Origin of the sequence: Janthinobacterium violaceinigrum (assembly GCF_009208555.1) — a bacterium.
In the GTDB taxonomy this organism is placed as follows: Bacteria; Pseudomonadota; Gammaproteobacteria; order Burkholderiales; family Burkholderiaceae_D; genus Janthinobacterium; species Janthinobacterium violaceinigrum.
In genome coordinates this window covers 43,477-61,843 of the sequence record NZ_WFLI01000006.1, presented here as the reverse complement: position 1 = coordinate 61,843, position 18,367 = coordinate 43,477, and the positions used below count along the sequence as shown (strand labels likewise).

The window sequence follows — 18,367 nt, the reverse complement described above, 5'->3', positions numbered from 1 at the left end:
GCGACTACGGTTTCTGCACAGGAATTTTCTTGTCGTCCGCCTTGATGTCGGAAGCAATTTCCGGCTTGGCGCCGATCTTGTCCGTCTTCGGGTCCACCTTGGCCAGCTGCACCGGCAAGCCCTGGAAGTGGTTCAGCGCCTGCTGCAGCTGGAAATCGTCCTTGGCGCCATACTCGAGCGGCTTGCGCTTTTTCGCCGTGGCAATCAGGCGCTGCTCTTCTTCCAGCTGTTCGTGCACGCCTTCCATGGTCGGCTTGGCCGCTTCCGGCTTGCCATCGTTGCTGCTCAAGTGTTTTTCCAGGTCCGCCTCGCGGATGCGCAGGCTGTTCCAGCCATCGCCTTCGGCCGTTTCATCGACCAGCAAGTCGGGCACGATGCCGCGCGCCTGGATGGCCCGGCCTTTCGGCGTGTAGTAGCGGGCCGTGGTCAGCTTGACAGCCGTGTCGGCCGTGATCTGGCGCAAGGTTTGCACGGAACCCTTGCCAAACGTCTGCGTGCCGATGACGGTGGCGCGCTGGTAATCCTGCAGGGCGCCGGCAACGATTTCCGACGCGGATGCGGAACCGGCATTGACCAGCACCACCAGCGGCACGGTTTTCAGCGCGGCCGGCAGCTTGGCCAGCGGGTCCGCCTTGGCGCCCGGCGCCGCATAGAACTCGCGGCGGCCATAGAACACCTGTTTCGATTCCGGCAACTGGCCCTTGGTGGACACGATCACGGAATTACCCGGAAGAAATGCTGTCGCCACGCCGATGGCGCCCGGCACGACGCCACCGGGATCGTTGCGCAAGTCCAGCACCAGGCCCTTGAGCTTGGGGTCTTGCGCATACAGGGCGTTGATCTTTTTGACCATGTCCTCGACGGTCGGTTCCTGGAACTGGGCGATGCGCAGCCAGGCATAGCCGGGCGCGACCATCTTGGCCTTCACGCTTTGCACGCGGATTTCCTCGCGCACGATGGGGAAGACGAGCGGCTTGCTTTCGCCCTTGCGCGACATCGTCAGCACCAGCTTGGTGCCAGGCTGGCCGCGCATCTTCTTGATGACTTCTTCCAGCTGCAAGCCTTTCAGCGGAATGTTGTCGAGACGGGTGATCAGGTCGCCCGCCAGGATGCCCGCCTTGGCGGCAGGGCTGTCCTCGATGGGCGAGACAACTTTCACGTAGCCGTCTTCCATGCTCACTTCGATGCCGATGCCGACAAACTTGCCCTGCACGCTTTCGCGCATTTCCTTGAAGGCATTTTTATCCAGGTAGACGGAGTGCGGGTCCAGGGACGAGACCATGCCGGAAATGGCTTCCGTCAGAAGTTTCTTGTCTTCTACCTTCTCGACGTAATCGGACTTGATCAGGCCGAAGACGTCGGACAGCTGGCGCAGCTCGTCGAGCGGCAGCGGGGCATTCGTGATTTTCTGCGCCACGGCAGGGAACTGCAGCGACATGCCGATGCCGGCCAGTACGCCCAGACCGATCAGGCCGATACTTTTGACTTTGATACCCATGTATTCTTCGCAATCTACAAATTCGCTGCCGCAGCAATGGTGGGGACTTAAAACTTCACCCAGGTGGCGGGGTCGAAGGCGCGGCCCTGATGACGCAGCTCAAAGTATAGCCCTGATTCCTCGTTGCCGCCGCTGTTGCCCGCGCTGGCAATGGCGTCGCCCCCCTTCACGGCGTCGCCCACGCGTTTCAGCAAGGATTGGTTATTGCCATAAATACTCATGTACTGGCCGCCATGGTCGACGATGATCAGATTGCCGAAACCACGCAGCCAGTCGGAAAACACCACCCTGCCGCCGGCGATGGCGTGGATTTCGCTGCCTTCGCCCGTGCGGATGAACACGCCCTTCCAGCTGGGGCCGTCGCCGCGCTTGCTGCCGAAGCGGGCGGCGATCTTGCCCGCCACGGGCGCGCGCAGCTGCCCCTTCATGCTGGCAAAGGCGCCGGCCGGCGCGGCCGGGCCCAGGCTTGGACGTTCCGGCTCCGGTTCCGGCTTGGGTTCCGGTTTCGGCGTCACCTTGGCCACTTGCGGCGGCTCGTCGTCATCGATCGGTTCCAGTTTCACGGGCGGCGGTGGCGGCGTCTGCGGCTTGATCTTGCCCGATTTATTTTGTTGCTCTTTCGCAAGACGTTCCCGTTCGGCCTGCGCCTGGGCCGCCTTGGCGCGCGCGGCCAGCAGGCGTTCGTGTTTTTCCGCCGCGATCTTGGCGTCGGCGGCCGCTTTCGCGGCGGCGCGCTGTTCGGCCAGCAATTGCTGGCGTTTCTTTTCGGCCGCGGCCGCGGCGGCCTGCTCTTCGATCAGTTTTGCCAGCTTGTCGACCAGGTTGCCCATGCGCTGTTCGTCGCGCTCGACATTGCCCACTTCCTTGCGCTGCGCCACCAGGCGCTGCGACAAGCTCGTCAGCAAGGCGGCGCGGCGCGCCTTCTCCTGCACCAGCAGGGCTTTCTGGTCGCGCTCTTCCTGCGCGATTTCTTCCAGTTCATCCTTGGCGTTCTGCACGTCCGCCTGGTTTTTCTCCACCGCCAGCAAGTTGGCGCGCAAGGCCTCTAGCAGGCGCGCCTGCGCCTGCGACACATAGGCCATCAATTGCAAGTCGCGGTTGATGCGGTTGGGGTTGTCGCCCGACAAAAGCAGCTTGATGCGGTCTTCATTGCCGGCAACATATTGTTCACGCAGCAATTTCGACAGCTGCGTCTTTTGTTTTTCGACGGTGGCCGTCAGCTGCTGGTGTTCTTGCCCCAGCGCATTGAGTTTCACGCCCGTCTCGCTTTGCTCCTGCGCCAGGTCGCGCAAGGCGCGGTTGGCGTTGGAAATGGCCTCTTCCGACTCGGCCAGGGTATCGGCCGCGTCATCCTTGGCGCTTTCCGTCCGGCTGATGTCGCGCTTGAGCGCCGTCAGCTTTTGTTGCAATCCAGCACGTTGCGCTTCCGCGGCCGCCTTCTGCTTGCTGCGTTCGGTGGGCTTGGCACCGTGTGCCGCACCGCTCGACATCAGCAGCGCTGCGCACAGCATGGCACCGGCGCGCCACGCCGGCAGGGGTCGTTCAGCAGAGGGGGCGATTGCTGTGCCGCGGAAGAAAGACAACAAGTTACTTGGCCTTCCCTTGGTTCGCCACGGCCGCTTGCGCTGCCGCAATCGCTGCCGGGTCGCCCAGGTAGTAATGACGAATCGGTTTCAAATCGGCGTCCAGTTCATACACGAGCGGCTGGCCGTTCGGAATGTTCAGGCCCACGATGTCGCTGTCGCTGATGCCGTCGAGCATCTTGATCAGCGCGCGCAAGCTGTTGCCGTGGGCCGAAATGATGATCTTCTTGCCAGCACGGATGGCCGGGGCGATTTCGTCGTCCCAGGCCGGCATCACGCGCGCCACGGTATCTTTCAGGCATTCCGTCAATGGAATCGACGCTTGCGGCAAGCCGGCATAGCGCGGATCGTTGAACGAGGCGCGGTCATCGTCCGCTTCCAGCGGCGGCGGCGGCGTGTCGTAGCTGCGGCGCCAGACCAGCACTTGCTCGTCGCCATACTTGGCGGCCGTCTCGCCCTTGTCCAGGCCTTGCAGGGCGCCGTAGTGGCGTTCGTTCAAGCGCCAGTCGTTCTTGATTGGCAGATACATCATGTCCATCTCGTCGAGCGCCAGCCACAGGGTGCGGATGGCGCGCTTCAGGACCGAAGTGTAGGCCACGTCGAACGTAAAACCTTCCTGCTTGAGGATCTGGCCGGCGGCCTTGGCTTCGTTGACGCCCTTTTCCGTCAGGTCGACGTCGGTCCAGCCGGTGAAGCGGTTATCGAGGTTCCAGGTGGACTCGCCGTGACGCATGAAAACGATTTTGTACATAGTTCTATCTTCTCAAGGGGTTCAAATCAAAAAAGCAAAACGTAAAAAGACCTCGTCCAGCTTCTATTTTATAATGCGCGGATTGACTTAAACCATTGGACCCTACGTGAAATTCATTATCGACCACATTTTTCTGTTTGCCATCGTCATTATTTCCGGCGGCGCCCTCCTCTGGCCACTGCTGTCGATGCGCGGCAAGCGCGCGACCGTGCTGGAAGTCACGCAACTGATCAACCGTGGCAAGACCATCATCGTCGACGTGCGCAGCGCAGAAGAATTCGCCACGGGCCACTTGCCTGACGCAAAAAATATTCCGCTGCCGGAACTGGCAAAACGCCTGGGCGAGCTGGAAAAATTCAAAACGCGCCCCATTGTAGTGGTTTGCCAGAAAGGTTCGCGTTCGGCAACCGCCGTCGGCCTGCTGGGCAAAGCCGGTTTCGCTGAGGCAACGAGCCTGGAAGGCGGCCTCGACGAATGGAAAAAGCAAGGTTTGCCATTGAAAACCTTGTCGCTGGCAAAATAAGCCAGCCTTAACTGAAGGAATCATCATGACCGTACCCGTTATTGTTTACAGCACCGCCGTGTGCCCGTATTGCGTGCGCGCCGAGCGCCTGTTGGAAGCCAAGGGCGTGACCGTGCAAAAGATCCGTGTCGACCTCGACCCGGAAGAGCGCATCAAGATGATGGAACGCACGGGCCGCCGCACGGTACCGCAAATCTATGTGGGCGAAACCCACGTGGGCGGATTCGACGATTTGTATGCGCTCGATCAAGCCGGCAAGCTGGACCCCTTGTTAAATGGCACGGCAGCCTGATATAAAGCGGGTTCGAGAAATTGCTTGGTTTTTTGTCGTATTGTTTTGATACAATTGCCCTCGCACCTGATCTGGCCGCGCCTACCCGGCGCGGTTTGAATACCGCAAGCACCATATTTGAACGGTGTGCCGTTCTTGTCCTTTACAACGAAAGCGTTCCATGTCTGACGAAAATCTGCAACCAGTCTTCCAAATCCAACGCGTCTACCTGAAAGACATGTCGCTGGAACAACCAAATTCCCCAGCTATTTTCCTGGAACAAGAAGCACCAGCGATCGAAGTGGCTCTGGACGTGGGCGCTGCGCCTCTGGCCGACGGCATCTTCGAAGCCACCGTGACCATCACCGTGACCGCCAAGGTCGGCGAAAAAGTCGCTTTCCTGGTTGAAGGCAAGCAAGCTGGTATCTTCGAAGCACGCAACATTCCTGCCGATCAACTCGATCCGCTGCTGGGAATCGGCTGCCCGAACATCATCTACCCTTACCTGCGCGCCAACATCGCCGACGTGATCACCCGTGCCGGCTTCCCGCCAGTGCACCTGGCCGAGATCAACTTCGAAGTGTTCTACCAACAACGTCTGCAAGCTATTGCTGACGCCGCTGCCGCAGCTCCAGCAGCCAGCGAAACGCACTAAGAACATCTCACCAAACCTGCTGCGCGGCGCGCCTTGCGGCCTGCGAGGCTCGCTGTGCTCTGGCACAGCTGCGCTTCTGGGCCACAATGCACTGCCGCTCGCGACGGTTTTGTGAGTGTTCTATACTGCAGGTAAGAAACGGCGGCCTGGCCGCCGTGTTTCGTTAAGGTTCAAAAATATCATGTTGAAAAGTGCGCTCTTGAGCAAGTTCCGCTGGATGGCCGGCGCCGCGCTGCTGCTGGCGACCGCCGCCAGCCACGCCGTCGATTTCAAAACGGTGGGCGCCGCTCCCGTGATCCTGTACGACGCACCGTCCGCCAAGGGCGGCAAGCTGTACGTGGCGCCACGCGGCATGCCGCTGGAAGTCGTGCTCAGCTACGGCGAATGGGTCAAGGTCCGCGACGCCAGCGGCGAAATGGCCTGGACCGAAGCCAAGGGCCTGTCCGCCAAGCGCAACGTCGTGGCGCGCGCCGCAAACCTCAAGGTTCGCGCCAGCCCCGACGACAACGCCTCCCCCATCCTCCTCGTCGACAAGGGCGTACTGCTGGAAATGAGCGAGCAACCGAACTCCGGCTGGGTCAAGGTACGCCACAAGGATGGCCAGAGCGGCTACGTCAAGACCAGCGAAGTGTGGGGCTTGTAAGTACCAGCACCGCCAGATTCATCCGGGCAGCGGCCAGCCGCGCCGCGCCCCTCCCCTGCCAGACTGAGGTCGCATGCAAGTTCCCCCTGAAAATACTCCCGATACCGCCGCCAAGGCTGGTCCGCGCCCGATTACCGTGCTGGGCGCCGGCGCCTGGGGCACGGCCGTGGCCATGGCCCTGGCCGGCCGCCACGACGTGCTGCTGTGGGGCCGCAACGGCGACGCCATGGCCGCCATGGCCGCCAGCGGCGAAAACAGCTATCTGCCAGGTTTTGCCTTGCCGCCGCAATTGCGCATCAGCGCCGATTTCGACGCGGCCGTCGCGCATGCCGGCGGCGAACACGGCCTCTTGATCGCCGCCTGCCCCGTGGCGGGCCTGCGGCCCATGCTGCAGCAACTGAAAGACAAGACCGTCGGCAACTTGGTGTGGCTCTGTAAAGGATTTGAGGGCGGCACGGGCATGCTGCCGCACCAGATCGTGCAGGAAGTGCTGGGCGACACGGTCGCCGGCGGCGCCCTGTCCGGCCCCTCGTTCGCACAGGAAGTGGCGCGCGGCTTGCCGTGCGCGCTGACCATCGCCTCGCACAATGCCGCCTTGCGCGGCGCCGTCGTCTCGGCCTTGCATGGCGGCACCATCCGCGTGTATGCGAGCGAGGATCTGGTGGGCGTGGAAGTGGGCGGCGCCGTCAAGAATGTGCTGGCGATCGCCACGGGCGTGGCCGACGGCCTGGGCCTGGGCCTGAATGCACGCGCCGCGCTGATCACGCGGGGCCTGGCGGAAATCACGCGCCTGGGCACGGCCCTGGGTGGCCAGACGGAAACGTTCATGGGCTTGACGGGCATCGGCGATCTGATTCTGACCTGCACGGGCGACCTGTCGCGCAACCGCCGCGTCGGCCTGGGCCTGGCGCAAGGCAAGGCGCTGGCCACCATCGTGGCCGAACTCGGTCATGTGGCTGAAGGCGTGCCGTGCGCCAAGGCCGTGCGCGAACTGGCGCGCCGCATGGGCGTCGACATGCCGATCACCAATGCGGTGGCCGGCGTGCTGTTCGATGGCGATTTGCCGCAGGTGATGGTGCAGCAACTGCTGTCGCGCGATCCGCGCGATGAAGCCACCTGAAAGCGTGGCAAGGCGGGGCTTAGCGGCCCGCCTTGTGCATGAGTATGGTCAGCAGCAATAAACTGTCTTCGCGCGCGGCCAAAGCATGCGCCTGGCCGCCGTGCAGATACAGCATCTGCCCCGGCCCCAGCAGCTGCTCGCGGCCATGCGCATCGACCGCCACCTGCCCTTGCAAACACAGCAAGGTGATCTCGCCGAGCACGTGATGCTCGGGCATGGTCTTGCCCTTGGGCATGCACATGCGGATCAATTCCAGTTCGTCCGTCTTGGCCAGCGCGATGGCGGAAAACTGCGACAGGTCGTCGCCGTCCCTGCGCCGCACGTCGATCACCTGTCCTGAACTTGCGTGTTCCAGTGCCATCATGTGCTCCTTCCGCAATTACTCGGTGACTTCCTCCGGCTCTTTCGCGCCGCGCATCCACTCGACCAGCGGCCACGCATCCTTCAAGCCTTCCGCCAGCGTCGGCAGCAGTTTCTCGGGTTCGTTCACGGGCAGCGGTATTTCGGTCCAGACAAAAAAGCTCTTCAGCTTGATGAATTCGATGTGTTCGGCATCCGCCTCGAAGCCCTTGGGCGGACGCTGCAGCTTGCCCTCGTTCTGGATGGTGCCGAAACGGGCTTTCAAGCGCTTATTTTTCAGCACTTTGGAAAAACCTGGCGCGTCGTTGACCATGTGGTCGCGCAGCGCCTTCAGGCGGCCCGGCGGCGGCATGTATTCGCCGGCGCCGAACAGCAAATTACCCTGGCCATCGATCTGCAGATAATACGTGGGGCCGCCCGCCTTGCTGGGACGGCGCATGTCGTTCGGCGCGATGGCGGCGGAAAAACGCGTTTTATACGGGCTCTTGTCGTGGGCAAAGCGCACGTCGCGGTTGATGCGGAACATGGCCTTCTTCGGATTGCAGTATTTCACGGCTGGATCGAACTTGCCCAGCTCGCCGATCAGCGACGTCACCAGGGCCAGGAATTCCTCGCGCAGGATGTCGTAGCGGGGCTTGTTCATGACAAACCAGGGACGGTTGTTGTTATCGCTCAGTTCACGTAAAAATTGGGTCAAATCACGCACATGCATGTGTCAGCTTCCGATCAACAACTATTTGGAAAGCTCTTTCGGGAGGGGGCGTTTGCCCACCACCACGTCGAGCGCCGCTTCGCGATTCTTGCGCAGCACCGTCATTTTAGCTTTTCCGCCGGGCGGCAGTTGGGCGATCAGGTTCAGCATTTCCGTCGTGTCGCCGACGGGCTTGCCTTCCACCGTCAGCAGGATGTCGCCAGGCACGATGCCCGCCTTGTCCGCCGGGCCGTTGCGCACCACGCCGGCGATGATGGCGCCGCTGCTGCGCTGCAAGCCAAAGCTTTGCGCCAGCTCGGGCGTGATGTCCTGCGTTTCCACGCCGATCCAGCCGCGCACCACGTGGCCATCCTTGATGATGGCTTCCATCACGGTTTTCGCCGTCGAGACGGGAATGGCAAAGCCGATGCCGACGGAGCCGCCGCTTTGCGAATAAATTGCCGTATTGATGCCGATCAAGTTGCCGCGCGTATCGACGAGTGCGCCGCCCGAATTGCCGAAGTTGATGGCCGCATCCGTCTGGATGAAATTTTCAAAACTGTTGATGTGCAGGTTGTTGCGGCCCAATGCGGAAATGATGCCCATGGTCACCGTCTGGCCCACGCCGAACGGGTTGCCGATGGCCAGCACCACATCGCCCACGCGCGCCAGTTCCGACTGGCCCAGCACGATGACGGGCAGCTTGTCGAGATTGATCTTGATCACGGCCAGGTCCGTTTCCGGATCCAGGCCCACCACCTTGGCGGGCGCCTTGCGGCCATCGGTGAGCACCACTTCGATTTCGTCGGCGCCTTCGACCACGTGGTTGTTGGTCAGTACATAGCCTTCATGGCTGACGATGACGCCCGAACCGAGGCTGTTTTTCAAGTCGTCGTCATCGTCGGCGTCCGGGTCGCGGTCGCCGAAGAAACGTTTGAAGAAGGGATCGCGCGCCAGCGGATGGGCGCCGCGCTTGGGGACTTGCAGGGTGAGGATGTTGACGACGGCGGGCATGGCGCGCGCCGCCGCGTCGCGGTAGGAGCCGGGCGCCAGGCTGCTCGACGCCGTTTCCACCACGGGCACCGGTTTCGCGGGAGAGCCCAGTTGCTGTACCCGGCTGGCCGGGCGCAGCGCGCCGTACACAAAGTACAGCGCCAACGCGATCGTCACGGTTTGCGCAAACAATAACCAGAATCGTCGCATAGCACTCCACCCAGGTCAGCCGGCCGGTGCCGGAACGACTTATTTTGCCAGATCGTTGCTATTCTGTCCGTTCTTCTGCAGAGAGTCGCGGATTTCACGCAGCAGGACGATGTCTTCCGGCGTGGCCGGTGGGGCTGCCGGCGCGACCGGTTCGCTGCGGCGGGCCTTGTTCATCAGGCGCACCATCTGGAAGATGATGAAAGCCAGAATGACGAAGTTGAGCAAAATGGTGAGGAAATTACCATAGGCCAGCACGGCGCCCGCCTTTTTCGCTTCCACCAGGGTCAGGGTGGTGGCCTGGCCATTCAGGGGCAGATAGTAATTGGCGAAATCGAGGCCGCCGAAAATGCGGCCGATGGGCGGCATGATCACGTCTTGCACCAGAGAATCGACAATCTTGCCGAAGGCGCCACCGATAATGACACCGACCGCCAGATCGACGACGTTACCCTTCATTGCAAATTCTTTAAATTCTTGCATCATTGCCATGAATTTCTCCTTCGGATATGTATAAAAAACATGCCGATCATACTATTGATTCCCGGTGCCACCAACTTGTGGTTGTCAGCAGGACCAATTCCGGCACAGCCGCGCGCATCTAGTTCGAAAGAACTAGCCACCTCCTGCAAAAGTATATAAATTATGGTACAAGCAACGTTTTTGTTTTATTCGTTGTTTGCTTCACTTATAATTTGCGGTTGCCAGTAGCGGCTTTTTCGCTGCCGGATAATCAACAAGAAACTGGCACGGGCTGCGCCATTGGCCGAAGTTCCGCAGGGATGTTGTCACTTTACCGTACAAAGATGCGGGTTGCGGCAATCAGTGGGAAAGAGCTTCGGCGACGGTTTTTTCGCGGCCGCCACTCATAATAAAGATTCGCATTTTGACTGATTGGGGTTTGCATGAGTAACGAAAAGCAGGTCGATTCAGGCCGTCGCGGCTTGCTCGTCGCCACGTGCGCGGCGGGCAGTGTAGTTGGATTGGCAACCGCGGGAGCCTTGGTAAGCACCTTCCAGCCGTCGGAGCGCGCAAAAGCGGCCGGCGCGCCCGTCGAAGTAGACATCACCACCTTGCAACCCGGCGAAATGCGCACCGTCGAATGGCGCGGCAAGCCGGTCTGGATTCTGAAGCGCACGCCGGAAATGATCGAGTCCCTGAAAAAGACCGACGGCAAAGTCGCCGATGCCAATTCCCAACGCAATCCCGCCGAATTCACGCCGCCGTACTGCATGAACGAAGCACGCTCGATCAAGCCTGAAATTCTCGTCGCCGTCGGCATCTGCACCCACCTGGGCTGCTCCCCTTCCTCGAAATTTACCCCCGGCCCGCAACCGTCGCTGCCCGATGACTGGGAAGGCGGCTTCCTGTGCCCTTGCCACGGCTCCACCTTCGACATGGCAGGCCGCGTGTTCAAGAACAAGCCGGCGCCGGACAACCTGCAAGTGCCGCGCCATATGTACCTGAGCGACACCAAATTGCTGATAGGTAAAGACGAGAAAGGCGAGGCTTGATCATGGCTGCTTTCAAAGAAACGAAATTCCCGGCGGATGCTCCCGCCGCCGAAAAAGCGCTGGGCTGGGTCGATGACCGCTTTCCCCTGACCAAGCTGTGGAACGATCAATGGGGCAAGTACTACGCCCCGAAAAACTTCAATTTCTGGTACATCTTCGGCTCGCTGGCCATGCTGGTGCTGGTGCTGCAGATCGTCACCGGCATCTTCCTGACCATGCACTACAAACCGGATGCGGCCCTGGCCTTCAATTCCGTCGAGTACATCATGCGCGAAGTGCCGTGGGGCTGGCTGGTGCGCTACATGCACTCGACGGGCGCCTCCGCCTTCTTCATCATCGTCTACCTGCACATGACGCGCGGCCTGCTGTACGGCTCGTACCGCAAGCCACGTGAACTGATCTGGCTGTTCGGTTTCGCCATCTTCCTGTGCCTGATGGCCGAAGCGTTCTTCGGCTACCTGCTGCCATGGGGCCAGATGTCGTACTGGGGCGCGCAAGTGATCGTCAACCTGTTTGGCGCCATCCCCCTGATCGGACCGGACCTGTCGCTGTGGATCCGCGGCGACTACGTCGTCTCCGACGCCACCCTGAACCGCTTCTTCGCCTTCCACGTGATCGCCATCCCGCTGGTACTGCTGGGCTTGGTTGCAGCGCACTTGATCGCCCTGCATGAAGTCGGCTCGAGCAATCCGGACGGCATCGAAGTGAAGGAAAACCTGGGCGCCGATGGCCACCCGCTCGATTCGATTCCTTCGCATCCGTACTACACCGTGCATGACCTGTTCGGCGTGTCGATCTTCCTCGTCATCTTCAGCGCCGTCGTCTTCTTCGCGCCGGAAATGGGCGGTTATTTCCTGGAATACAACAACTTCCTGCCAGGCGACTCGCTGAAGACCCCGCTGCACATCGCGCCTACCTGGTATTTCACGCCGTTCTACTCGGTGCTGCGCGCCACCACGGCCGACTTCATGTACGTGCTGATGGGTGTCGTGGCTGCCTACGTGGTGTTCATCTGGCTCAAGTCGCGCCTGTCGACGAAGGTCAAGTCCGCCATCGCCGTGATCTCGCTCGTCGCCATCGTCGGCATGCTGCCGCAGGTGCTGGACGCGAAATTCTGGGGCGTGGTGTTCTTCGGCGGTTCCGTCGTGATCCTGGCCTTCCTGCCATGGCTCGACCACTCGCCCGTGAAATCGATCCGCTACCGTCCGACCTGGCACAAATACATCTATGCCATCTTCGGCCTGTCGTTCCTGATCCTCGGCTACCTCGGTACCCAGGCGCCAACGGATACGAAAACCATCGTGTCGCAAGTGTGCACCCTGATTTACTTCAGCTTTTTCCTGCTGATGCCATGGTGGAGTGCAATGGGCAAGTTCAAGACCGTGCCGTCGCGTGTGACGTTTCACCCGCACTAAGCCGCTCTCACGCCACGCTCAAAGGACATACATCATATGAAGATTGCAAAAAAACTGCTCGCCATCCTGGCCCTCGTGCCCGCCATGGCCCTCGCCAGCGAAGGCGGCTTTCCGCTGGACAAGGCACCTGACCGCCAGACCAACATGGCAGCGCTGCAACATGGCGCCAAATTGTTCGTCAATTATTGCTTGAATTGCCACGCCGCCGTGTCGATGCGCTACAACCGCCTGCGCGACCTGGGCTTGACGGAAGACCAGATCAAGCAGAATCTGTTGTTCTCAGGCGATAAAGTCGGCGACTTGATGACGACCAGCCTGGCACCGCAGGACGCCAAGGCTTTCTTTGGCGTCGTACCGCCGGATTTGTCGGTAATTTCGCGCGCGAAATCATCTTCCGCTGGCACAGGCGGCGACTACCTGTATACTTACCTGCGTACGTTCTATAAAGACGACACTCGTCCGACCGGCTGGAACAACATGGTCGTGCCGAATGTTGCCATGCCGCATGTATTATGGGAATTGCAAGGTGTCCAGACTGCCAAGTTCGTGGAAGAGAATGATCCCCACGAAGCTGGCAAGAAGATCCACAAATTTGCCGGCTTCGAGCAGGTCAAGCCAGGTACGTTGAACAAGATCGAGTATGACAATGCGGTAGCCGACCTGGTCGGCTACATGGAGTGGATGGCCGAACCGGCACAGCAAACACGCAAGCGCCTGGGCGTTTGGGTGCTGCTGTTCCTGTCGGTATTTGCTCTGCTGGCATGGCGCCTTAACGCGTCGTTCTGGAAGGAAGTCAAATAAGTGAGGCGCCGGCCGCAGGCCGGCTGGTGCCTGTTTCTGCGTTGTCCGCATGAGTGGACAAGCGACCTGGGGTGAGCCGTTCGCGGCTTCACCCCCTTTGTTTCTAAGGAACTATAAAAAATGATGGTTCTCTATTCGGGTACAACCTGCCCATTTTCGCAACGCTGCCGCCTGGTCCTGTTTGAAAAAGGCATGGACTTCGAAGTGCGCGACGTCGACCTGTTCAACAAACCGGAAGATATTTCGACCATGAACCCGTATGGCCAGGTGCCTATCCTGGTCGAACGCGAACTGATCCTGTATGAATCGAACATCATCAACGAGTACATCGATGAGCGCTTCCCGCATCCGCAACTGATGCCGGCCGATCCGCTGATGCGTGCCCGCGCGCGCCTGATGCTGTTCAACTTCGAAAAAGAACTGTTCGTGCACGTGCACGTGCTGGAAAGCGAACGCGCCAAGAGCAACGACAAGGCCCACGACAAGGCACGCGCGGAAATCCGCGACCGCCTGACGACCCTGGCGCCGCTGTTCCTGAAAAACAAGTACATGCTGGGCGACGAATTCTCGATGCTCGACGTGGCTGTCGCGCCGCTGCTGTGGCGCCTGGACCACTACGGCATCGAACTGTCGAAGACGGCTGCACCGCTGATGAAATACGCCGAACGCATCTTCTCGCGTCCTGCGTACATCGAAGCACTGACGCCTTCGGAAAAGGTCATGCGCCGCTAAAGATATCCCCATAAAGCTACTGCGCAGCCCGCTCTCGACTTGGCGTTACTCGCCGTACTCAAGTACGGCTGCGTTACTGAAGCCGATATCGGGCTTGCTCGCTACGCTTTCTGGGGCATCTTGGGCCAGCTGTCATTCTTGGTTCTTGTATTGATAGTTGTCCCATCGTTTCATTGAACTACCGGTGCGCCCGCCTCATGCTGACGGGGGCGCTCCCGCCTCACCGTGCCTACCATGTCTGAAATCTCAACCAAACCTTATATGCTGCGCGCCATCTACGAGTGGTGCACCGACAGCGGCTACACGCCATATCTCGCGGTCAAAGTCGATTCGCGCACCACGGTACCGATGGAATACGTGAAAAAGGGCGAAATCGTGCTCAACATCAGCTTCGGCGCCACCAGCGGCCTGAAGATGGACAACGACGCCATCCGCTTCCACGCCCGTTTTGGCGGCGTCTCGCGCGAAATCTACGTACCGGTCGATAACGTGATGGCCATCTACGCCAACGAAAACGGCCAGGGCATGGCCTTCGAGCCCGTGCTGGGCAACGATGACCCGGACGCGCAACCGACGGACAGCCCCGCATCCGCCGACGTCCCGCCGCCAGTGCTCGCGCCCGCCGCCAGCGGTCCCACCCTGTCGTCCGTGCCCACCGGTTCCCCCGAACAACGCGATGCCGCCACGCCAGGCGACGACGAGCCACCAAAAAAAGGCGGCCGCCCGACCCTGACACGCATTAAATAGCGTATAATTCGCAACGCGCAGTTTTTGCCGACTTAGCTCATTTGGTAGAGCAGTTGATTTGTAATCATCAGGTGGCCAGTTCGAAACCGGCAGTCGGCACCAGAATTCAGCAGTAAATCAAAGGGTTACCCGCTTCGGCTGGTAGCCCTTTTTTCTTGTCAGCCGCTCGAATGGTCGTCACGTAACCGCTGTGTAACCCGATTTGCCAAATCCGCTCTGTTCGTGACCCATTTATAAAATATCGATTGGAAATTATGAGAGACTCCACAACGCAAGAGCGGATGAAGTGGTACGAAGCTGGGGCGACTTTTGTGGGCATGTGGGGCACGCTCGTGGGTGGTAGCGCTGCGGTTCTTCTCGGCTACGCGATAGACTTCGGCTTTCTCAACATCTCACCAAGCAAGGCATTTGTCATCGGCGCTTTTACTCTTTGGATTTCTATGCTTTGCTCGATGCTTGTAGCGATAGCTATTTCTTCGGCTGCGGCTAAAGAACAGTGAGTCACAGCTAGACGCTGAACAGGAAATACACCTCGCCAGACTGCATTAACTAATCAAATTAAAAATTGCTTTTGAAATAACCAAAAACATTGTAAATTGCAATATTTACTTCATAGACTGCGCTTGATCGCTGCAGCAAAAAAATAATGCCTACGCCGCGAGTTCAAAAACGAACCAAGCCTGCCTCACCTCTTGCGGTAGCCCCAAGCAAGGCGAGCACCTCCGAAAGAATTGCTTCTACTCATACCGAAGAACTCGTCATAGCCCTGTGCGGGCCAATCGGGTCACCATTGCACAGTGTTGCCGAAGAAATTCAGCGAATGATAAAAGGCACGTTCGGATATGACAAAGCCGAAATAATACGGCTCAGCGACTTCATCGGGCATCACGCGGACGTAGTCCAGGTCGAAATTCCAGCTAACGACTCATTCCAGCGAATCACAGCGCAGATTGATGCAGGCAACTTGCTGCGTGAAAAATTCGGCCCCAGCATTCTTGCCGAACTTGCTGTCGAAAAAATTCGGTTCGAACGCGAAGAATTTAAAATTGAAAACGGCTCGTTAAACTATGCGCCTCGCAGGATATGTCACATCATAGACTCTGTAAAAAACAAAGAGGAGCTTGCTTTACTCAAACTTGTTTATAGAGATATGCTCTACGTGGTCGGCGTTTTTTCGCCCTTATCGGTTCGTGAAAATAATATAGCTCAGCGACATCGCCTTGGTGGAGGCGACGTACATACCTTAATTGATAGGGACTCCGGGGAAGAGTCGAAGGCAGGCCAAACGGTCTCAGATACATTCCCGCAGAGTGATTTCTTTCTTCGCATAGACAAGGCCACAGATTCAGAAACCATTAAGCGCGTGGAGCGCTTTTTGCACTTAATTCTTGGAACTAAGGTAATTACGCCCACCTCCGCGGAGTCCGCGATGTACGCCGCTGCAATGGCAAGTGCAAATTCTGGGTGCCTATCCCGGCAAGTAGGTGCAGCCGTCACTGATGCGAATGAGCACGTCCTAAGCATCGGCTGGAATGATGTCCCTAAGTTTGGTGGCGGCCTGTATCTGGAAGGAAACGACGATAGCCGTTGCTGGAATCACGGGGGAGGCAAGTGTTTCAACGACGATGAAAAGCAACTATTTGCCAATGAGTTGGTCGATGCTCTTAAAGAAATTATTCCTCCAGACGCTAGAGAGAACGCAAGGAATCTGCTTCGAAAGAGCGGTAAACTTGGTGGACTCATAGAATTTTCTAGGGCAATCCACGCGGAGATGCATGCGATTTTGGGAGCTGGACGCATCGCGGGAGACAAGCTTGTGGGCGGAAAAATTTTTGTAACGACCTACCCATGTCATTCCTGCGCGCGTCACATCATCGCGGCAGGCATTACCGAAGTCTATTACATTGAACCCTATCGTAAGAGTTTAGCTATCAAACTGCATGGCGACGCGATTTCTGAACTTGAGCTAGACTCAAAAAAAGTTCGAGTTTTAGCGTATGATGGTGTTGCTCCAACGAAATTTCTTTCGCTGTTTAGAGTTGCCGCTAACTCCAGAAAAGCAAGTGGACGACTGATTAAGGTACCGCTAAATGAAGCTATGCCTCGCATCGAAAAAAGCTTAGAATCACTGCCCTCGCGCGAGGCAATCGTAGTAGCATCGTTAATGGAAAAAAACCTTCTCCCTCAGGATGGGCAAAATGAACAAACTCCCTCCACAGCAACTTAGTCTCGACTTCGACGCCGTCCTAGAGGCACCCCGCCCAACGTTACGACCGTTTGCGGACGATGCATGCGTATTGACTACGCATCGCACGTTGACACGCTTCGCGCCGTCACCAGTGTCAGAGAAAAAGTCGGTCGTAAGTCTGTGTGACTTCCGAGGTGTGAAGGAGCAAAAGAAGGTGTCGAGCATCTATCAAAGTATTATTCGTTCGATAAGTCATATCGCCTAGCGCCTATGCCGAGTGAAGAGGTCCGCTTGACTCGTTCCTGCCGACTTATTTCGCTGAAAGCCCGCTGAACCTCGCCACGAAGACCGCCAACTTCCCCGAAGACCAGCACAATATTTAGTTGCGGTCTTCGGAAAAATCCATTGACATCCATCTTTCATGCCGGACTTCGCCGCCTCGATGTCTAGGTCGCGTTTCGCGCGCTCGATGGTCCGCCATGCATCCCCCTGCGCCGGTGGCATCAGCCTTGACCTACTTTGTCAATACTGGCCCGTCCTCCAGTAGGACGTGCAGAAACTGATCGGTGTCCAGATACTCGCCACCGCCCTAGCTATCGACGTGTTCAACGTCACCAAATGTCTCCCGCACGGACTCGATTTCGGCATTGCCCTTCCTCTGAAATGCGGGAGTCTCCTCCCGCAGCAACTCCCCACCAGTTTGTCCCCATCACTGTTATCATATATTTTTAATAACCGGAGTGAAGCCATGCCGTACAGCAATCCATTTGAATATTGCGGCCTCAAATTATCCGCGTATGTTTTTGAGGTGCCTGCTGATGAAGGTCAATCAAGCACTTGGCATGGCACCGGCGTAATCGAGAGCGCCGATGGTAACCGACACAGCTGCGTCAACCGAGCGCACTTCGAGAGCGAAAAAGAGGCTGAACAGCAGGCTCTGGCTTTAGCACTACGAATCACCCAGGGTGATATTCCCTCAGCAGACTTGCCTTTTCGGCCGCGGCGTAATGAAGACGATTACCTGCTGGAATTGAACCGGCGATTGCGGCAGCATGCTCTGTACGAAGAAGGAATGGACTTTTTAGCCCATCCGCCTGGTGCAGTTGACCATCAAGTAATGGGGGTAGTGCGCGCGGGAGCAAACCCTGCACATCCTGCGTATGTCTTAACTGCTCAAGCCCTTGAGTCCGAGTGTGACCTGGTGGCAACTCAACGACCTGGGTAGGCGTTACCATCCCGAAGAGAGCACGAAGGGAGTCCAGAGAAACAGTGCTCCCTTCGCTCCTTTCATGTCGTGGCACCCTGCCCAAGCGCTCGAAGACACCATGAAGAAACCGAAGAAACCATATAAATAAGTGTGATTTCTTCGGTTTCTTCGGCGCTTTCTTTAGGGTGCTGCGCCGGGTAGGAATCAGGTGCAGCCGCCCTTGATTGTTCCTTTTTCTTCGGCTGACTCGATGCCTACCGTCTCTTTGGCCCAGTTGGCGGCCCTTAAGGAATAGCCAGCGTCGCTTACTTCCGCTTTAAATTGTTTGGCTTGCATCTTGCCCCCCTCCTCCCGTTCTCGCTCAGCAGGTCGGCCAGCAGCCGCTCCCTGCTGTTGCCCAGCGTAACGCCGCGAATGGAATTCGTGGAAGTGATGCATTGTTGGATTGTGAGAGGGAGGAGGCACATA

General features: G+C 58.5%; 21 protein-coding genes and 1 tRNA gene. 14 read left to right on the top strand and 8 right to left on the bottom strand.

The window, feature by feature from the left end; translation table 11 throughout:
• Window positions 1-4: 4 nt before the first annotated feature.
• The 3 genes from GCN75_RS07065 to gpmA form a co-directional block, all read right to left on the bottom strand.
• Window positions 5-1,498, bottom strand: coding sequence for a S41 family peptidase (locus GCN75_RS07065; protein WP_152281973.1), 1,494 nt, complete (start codon window positions 1,496-1,498; stop codon window positions 5-7).
• Window positions 1,499-1,545: 47 nt separating this feature from the next.
• Window positions 1,546-3,009 (bottom strand): murein hydrolase activator EnvC family protein, encoded by a 1,464-nt coding sequence (locus tag GCN75_RS07060; RefSeq protein ID WP_152281972.1) that lies wholly within the window; start codon window positions 3,007-3,009, stop codon window positions 1,546-1,548.
• A 76-nt stretch (window positions 3,010-3,085) separates the two neighbouring features.
• Window positions 3,086-3,832, bottom strand: coding sequence for a 2,3-diphosphoglycerate-dependent phosphoglycerate mutase (gene gpmA, locus GCN75_RS07055; protein ID WP_152281971.1), 747 nt, complete (start codon window positions 3,830-3,832; stop codon window positions 3,086-3,088).
• Window positions 3,833-3,938: 106 nt separating this feature from the next.
• Here gpmA and GCN75_RS07050 point away from each other — a divergent pair, with 106 nt between their 5' ends.
• The 5 genes from GCN75_RS07050 to GCN75_RS07030 all read left to right on the top strand — a co-directional run bounded on the left by GCN75_RS07050 (window position 3,939) and on the right by GCN75_RS07030 (window position 7,044).
• On the top strand, window positions 3,939-4,355 hold the full coding sequence (locus GCN75_RS07050; RefSeq protein WP_046681994.1) for a rhodanese-like domain-containing protein: 417 nt from the start codon (window positions 3,939-3,941) through the stop codon (window positions 4,353-4,355).
• A 25-nt stretch (window positions 4,356-4,380) separates the two neighbouring features.
• Window positions 4,381-4,647 (top strand): glutaredoxin 3, encoded by a 267-nt coding sequence (grxC, locus tag GCN75_RS07045; RefSeq protein WP_096233262.1) that lies wholly within the window; start codon window positions 4,381-4,383, stop codon window positions 4,645-4,647.
• 160 nt (window positions 4,648-4,807) lie between these two features.
• Entirely contained in the window at window positions 4,808-5,281 is a 474-nt protein-coding gene (gene secB / locus GCN75_RS07040) for a protein-export chaperone SecB (protein ID WP_034783580.1), read from the top strand.
• A 181-nt stretch (window positions 5,282-5,462) separates the two neighbouring features.
• Window positions 5,463-5,924 carry an SH3 domain-containing protein gene (locus GCN75_RS07035; protein ID WP_152281970.1) on the top strand — a complete coding sequence of 154 codons (462 nt, stop codon included), beginning with the start codon at window positions 5,463-5,465 and terminating at the stop codon, window positions 5,922-5,924.
• 73 nt (window positions 5,925-5,997) lie between these two features.
• The gene (locus GCN75_RS07030; RefSeq protein ID WP_152281969.1) at window positions 5,998-7,044 is read left to right on the top strand and encodes an NAD(P)H-dependent glycerol-3-phosphate dehydrogenase; all 1,047 of its coding nucleotides are present in this window, start codon (window positions 5,998-6,000) and stop codon (window positions 7,042-7,044) included.
• A 19-nt stretch (window positions 7,045-7,063) separates the two neighbouring features.
• Here the strand turns inward: GCN75_RS07030 and GCN75_RS07025 are convergent, their stop codons facing one another.
• From GCN75_RS07025 to mscL, 4 genes are read right to left on the bottom strand one after another with little or no spacing between them, the layout of a single operon-like run.
• Window positions 7,064-7,408 (bottom strand): cupin domain-containing protein, encoded by a 345-nt coding sequence (locus GCN75_RS07025; RefSeq protein WP_226938858.1) that lies wholly within the window; start codon window positions 7,406-7,408, stop codon window positions 7,064-7,066.
• A 15-nt stretch (window positions 7,409-7,423) separates the two neighbouring features.
• Window positions 7,424-8,116, bottom strand: coding sequence for a DUF2461 domain-containing protein (locus tag GCN75_RS07020; RefSeq protein ID WP_152281968.1), 693 nt, complete (start codon window positions 8,114-8,116; stop codon window positions 7,424-7,426).
• 21 nt (window positions 8,117-8,137) lie between these two features.
• On the bottom strand, window positions 8,138-9,298 hold the full coding sequence (locus GCN75_RS07015; protein ID WP_193317405.1) for a Do family serine endopeptidase: 1,161 nt from the start codon (window positions 9,296-9,298) through the stop codon (window positions 8,138-8,140).
• A gap of 39 nt (window positions 9,299-9,337) precedes the next feature.
• Window positions 9,338-9,787, bottom strand: coding sequence for a large conductance mechanosensitive channel protein MscL (gene mscL, locus GCN75_RS07010; protein ID WP_152281967.1), 450 nt, complete (start codon window positions 9,785-9,787; stop codon window positions 9,338-9,340).
• Window positions 9,788-10,200: 413 nt separating this feature from the next.
• Here mscL and petA point away from each other — a divergent pair, with 413 nt between their 5' ends.
• From petA to GCN75_RS06965, 9 genes are all read left to right on the top strand, one after another.
• Complete coding sequence (petA, locus tag GCN75_RS07005) at window positions 10,201-10,809, top strand: ubiquinol-cytochrome c reductase iron-sulfur subunit (protein ID WP_152281966.1); 609 nt, start codon at window positions 10,201-10,203, stop codon at window positions 10,807-10,809.
• A gap of 2 nt (window positions 10,810-10,811) precedes the next feature.
• Window positions 10,812-12,224: a cytochrome b gene (locus GCN75_RS07000; RefSeq protein WP_152281965.1), complete on the top strand. Its 1,413-nt coding sequence runs from the start codon at window positions 10,812-10,814 to the stop codon at window positions 12,222-12,224.
• Between the two features lie 36 nt (window positions 12,225-12,260).
• A complete protein-coding gene (locus GCN75_RS06995) occupies window positions 12,261-13,025 on the top strand; it encodes a cytochrome c1 (RefSeq protein ID WP_152255482.1) in 765 nt (254 codons plus the stop codon).
• Between the two features lie 120 nt (window positions 13,026-13,145).
• Complete coding sequence (locus GCN75_RS06990) at window positions 13,146-13,757, top strand: glutathione S-transferase N-terminal domain-containing protein (protein WP_010394154.1); 612 nt, start codon at window positions 13,146-13,148, stop codon at window positions 13,755-13,757.
• Between the two features lie 234 nt (window positions 13,758-13,991).
• Complete coding sequence (locus tag GCN75_RS06985) at window positions 13,992-14,504, top strand: ClpXP protease specificity-enhancing factor (protein WP_152255483.1); 513 nt, start codon at window positions 13,992-13,994, stop codon at window positions 14,502-14,504.
• A gap of 26 nt (window positions 14,505-14,530) precedes the next feature.
• A tRNA-Thr gene (locus GCN75_RS06980) sits at window positions 14,531-14,606 on the top strand.
• Between the two features lie 152 nt (window positions 14,607-14,758).
• Complete coding sequence (locus GCN75_RS06975; protein ID WP_152281964.1) at window positions 14,759-15,004, top strand: hypothetical protein; 246 nt, start codon at window positions 14,759-14,761, stop codon at window positions 15,002-15,004.
• Window positions 15,005-15,150: 146 nt separating this feature from the next.
• On the top strand, window positions 15,151-16,731 hold the full coding sequence (locus GCN75_RS06970) for an anti-phage dCTP deaminase (RefSeq protein WP_152281963.1): 1,581 nt from the start codon (window positions 15,151-15,153) through the stop codon (window positions 16,729-16,731).
• Window positions 16,732-17,242: 511 nt separating this feature from the next.
• Entirely contained in the window at window positions 17,243-17,917 is a 675-nt protein-coding gene (locus GCN75_RS06965; protein ID WP_152281962.1) for a hypothetical protein, read from the top strand.
• 186 nt (window positions 17,918-18,103) lie between these two features.
• Here the strand turns inward: GCN75_RS06965 and GCN75_RS29825 are convergent, their stop codons facing one another.
• A complete protein-coding gene (locus GCN75_RS29825) occupies window positions 18,104-18,235 on the bottom strand; it encodes a hypothetical protein (protein ID WP_264372539.1) in 132 nt (43 codons plus the stop codon).
• Between the last annotated feature and the right edge of the window lie 132 nt (window positions 18,236-18,367).

Excerpts from the sequence above, each read along its gene's own strand:
- GCN75_RS07065 (WP_152281973.1), bottom strand. The coding sequence starts at position 1,498 with ATGGGTATCAAAGTCAAAAGTATCGGCCTGATCGGTCTGGGCGTACTG.
- GCN75_RS07060 (WP_152281972.1), bottom strand. The coding sequence starts at position 3,009 with ATGCTGTGCGCAGCGCTGCTGATGTCGAGCGGTGCGGCACACGGTGCC.
- gpmA (WP_152281971.1), bottom strand. The coding sequence starts at position 3,832 with ATGTACAAAATCGTTTTCATGCGTCACGGCGAGTCCACCTGGAACCTC.
- grxC (WP_096233262.1), top strand. The coding sequence starts at position 4,381 with ATGACCGTACCCGTTATTGTTTACAGCACCGCCGTGTGCCCGTATTGC.
- secB (WP_034783580.1), top strand. The coding sequence starts at position 4,808 with ATGTCTGACGAAAATCTGCAACCAGTCTTCCAAATCCAACGCGTCTAC.
- GCN75_RS07035 (WP_152281970.1), top strand. The coding sequence starts at position 5,463 with ATGTTGAAAAGTGCGCTCTTGAGCAAGTTCCGCTGGATGGCCGGCGCC.
- GCN75_RS07030 (WP_152281969.1), top strand. The coding sequence starts at position 5,998 with ATGCAAGTTCCCCCTGAAAATACTCCCGATACCGCCGCCAAGGCTGGT.
- GCN75_RS07025 (WP_226938858.1), bottom strand. The coding sequence starts at position 7,408 with ATGATGGCACTGGAACACGCAAGTTCAGGACAGGTGATCGACGTGCGG.
- GCN75_RS07020 (WP_152281968.1), bottom strand. The coding sequence starts at position 8,116 with ATGCATGTGCGTGATTTGACCCAATTTTTACGTGAACTGAGCGATAAC.
- GCN75_RS07015 (WP_193317405.1), bottom strand. The coding sequence starts at position 9,298 with ATGCGACGATTCTGGTTATTGTTTGCGCAAACCGTGACGATCGCGTTG.
- mscL (WP_152281967.1), bottom strand. The coding sequence starts at position 9,787 with ATGGCAATGATGCAAGAATTTAAAGAATTTGCAATGAAGGGTAACGTC.
- petA (WP_152281966.1), top strand. The coding sequence starts at position 10,201 with ATGAGTAACGAAAAGCAGGTCGATTCAGGCCGTCGCGGCTTGCTCGTC.
- GCN75_RS07000 (WP_152281965.1), top strand. The coding sequence starts at position 10,812 with ATGGCTGCTTTCAAAGAAACGAAATTCCCGGCGGATGCTCCCGCCGCC.
- GCN75_RS06995 (WP_152255482.1), top strand. The coding sequence starts at position 12,261 with ATGAAGATTGCAAAAAAACTGCTCGCCATCCTGGCCCTCGTGCCCGCC.
- GCN75_RS06990 (WP_010394154.1), top strand. The coding sequence starts at position 13,146 with ATGATGGTTCTCTATTCGGGTACAACCTGCCCATTTTCGCAACGCTGC.
- GCN75_RS06985 (WP_152255483.1), top strand. The coding sequence starts at position 13,992 with ATGTCTGAAATCTCAACCAAACCTTATATGCTGCGCGCCATCTACGAG.
- GCN75_RS06975 (WP_152281964.1), top strand. The coding sequence starts at position 14,759 with ATGAGAGACTCCACAACGCAAGAGCGGATGAAGTGGTACGAAGCTGGG.
- GCN75_RS06970 (WP_152281963.1), top strand. The coding sequence starts at position 15,151 with ATGCCTACGCCGCGAGTTCAAAAACGAACCAAGCCTGCCTCACCTCTT.
- GCN75_RS29825 (WP_264372539.1), bottom strand. The coding sequence starts at position 18,235 with ATGCAAGCCAAACAATTTAAAGCGGAAGTAAGCGACGCTGGCTATTCC.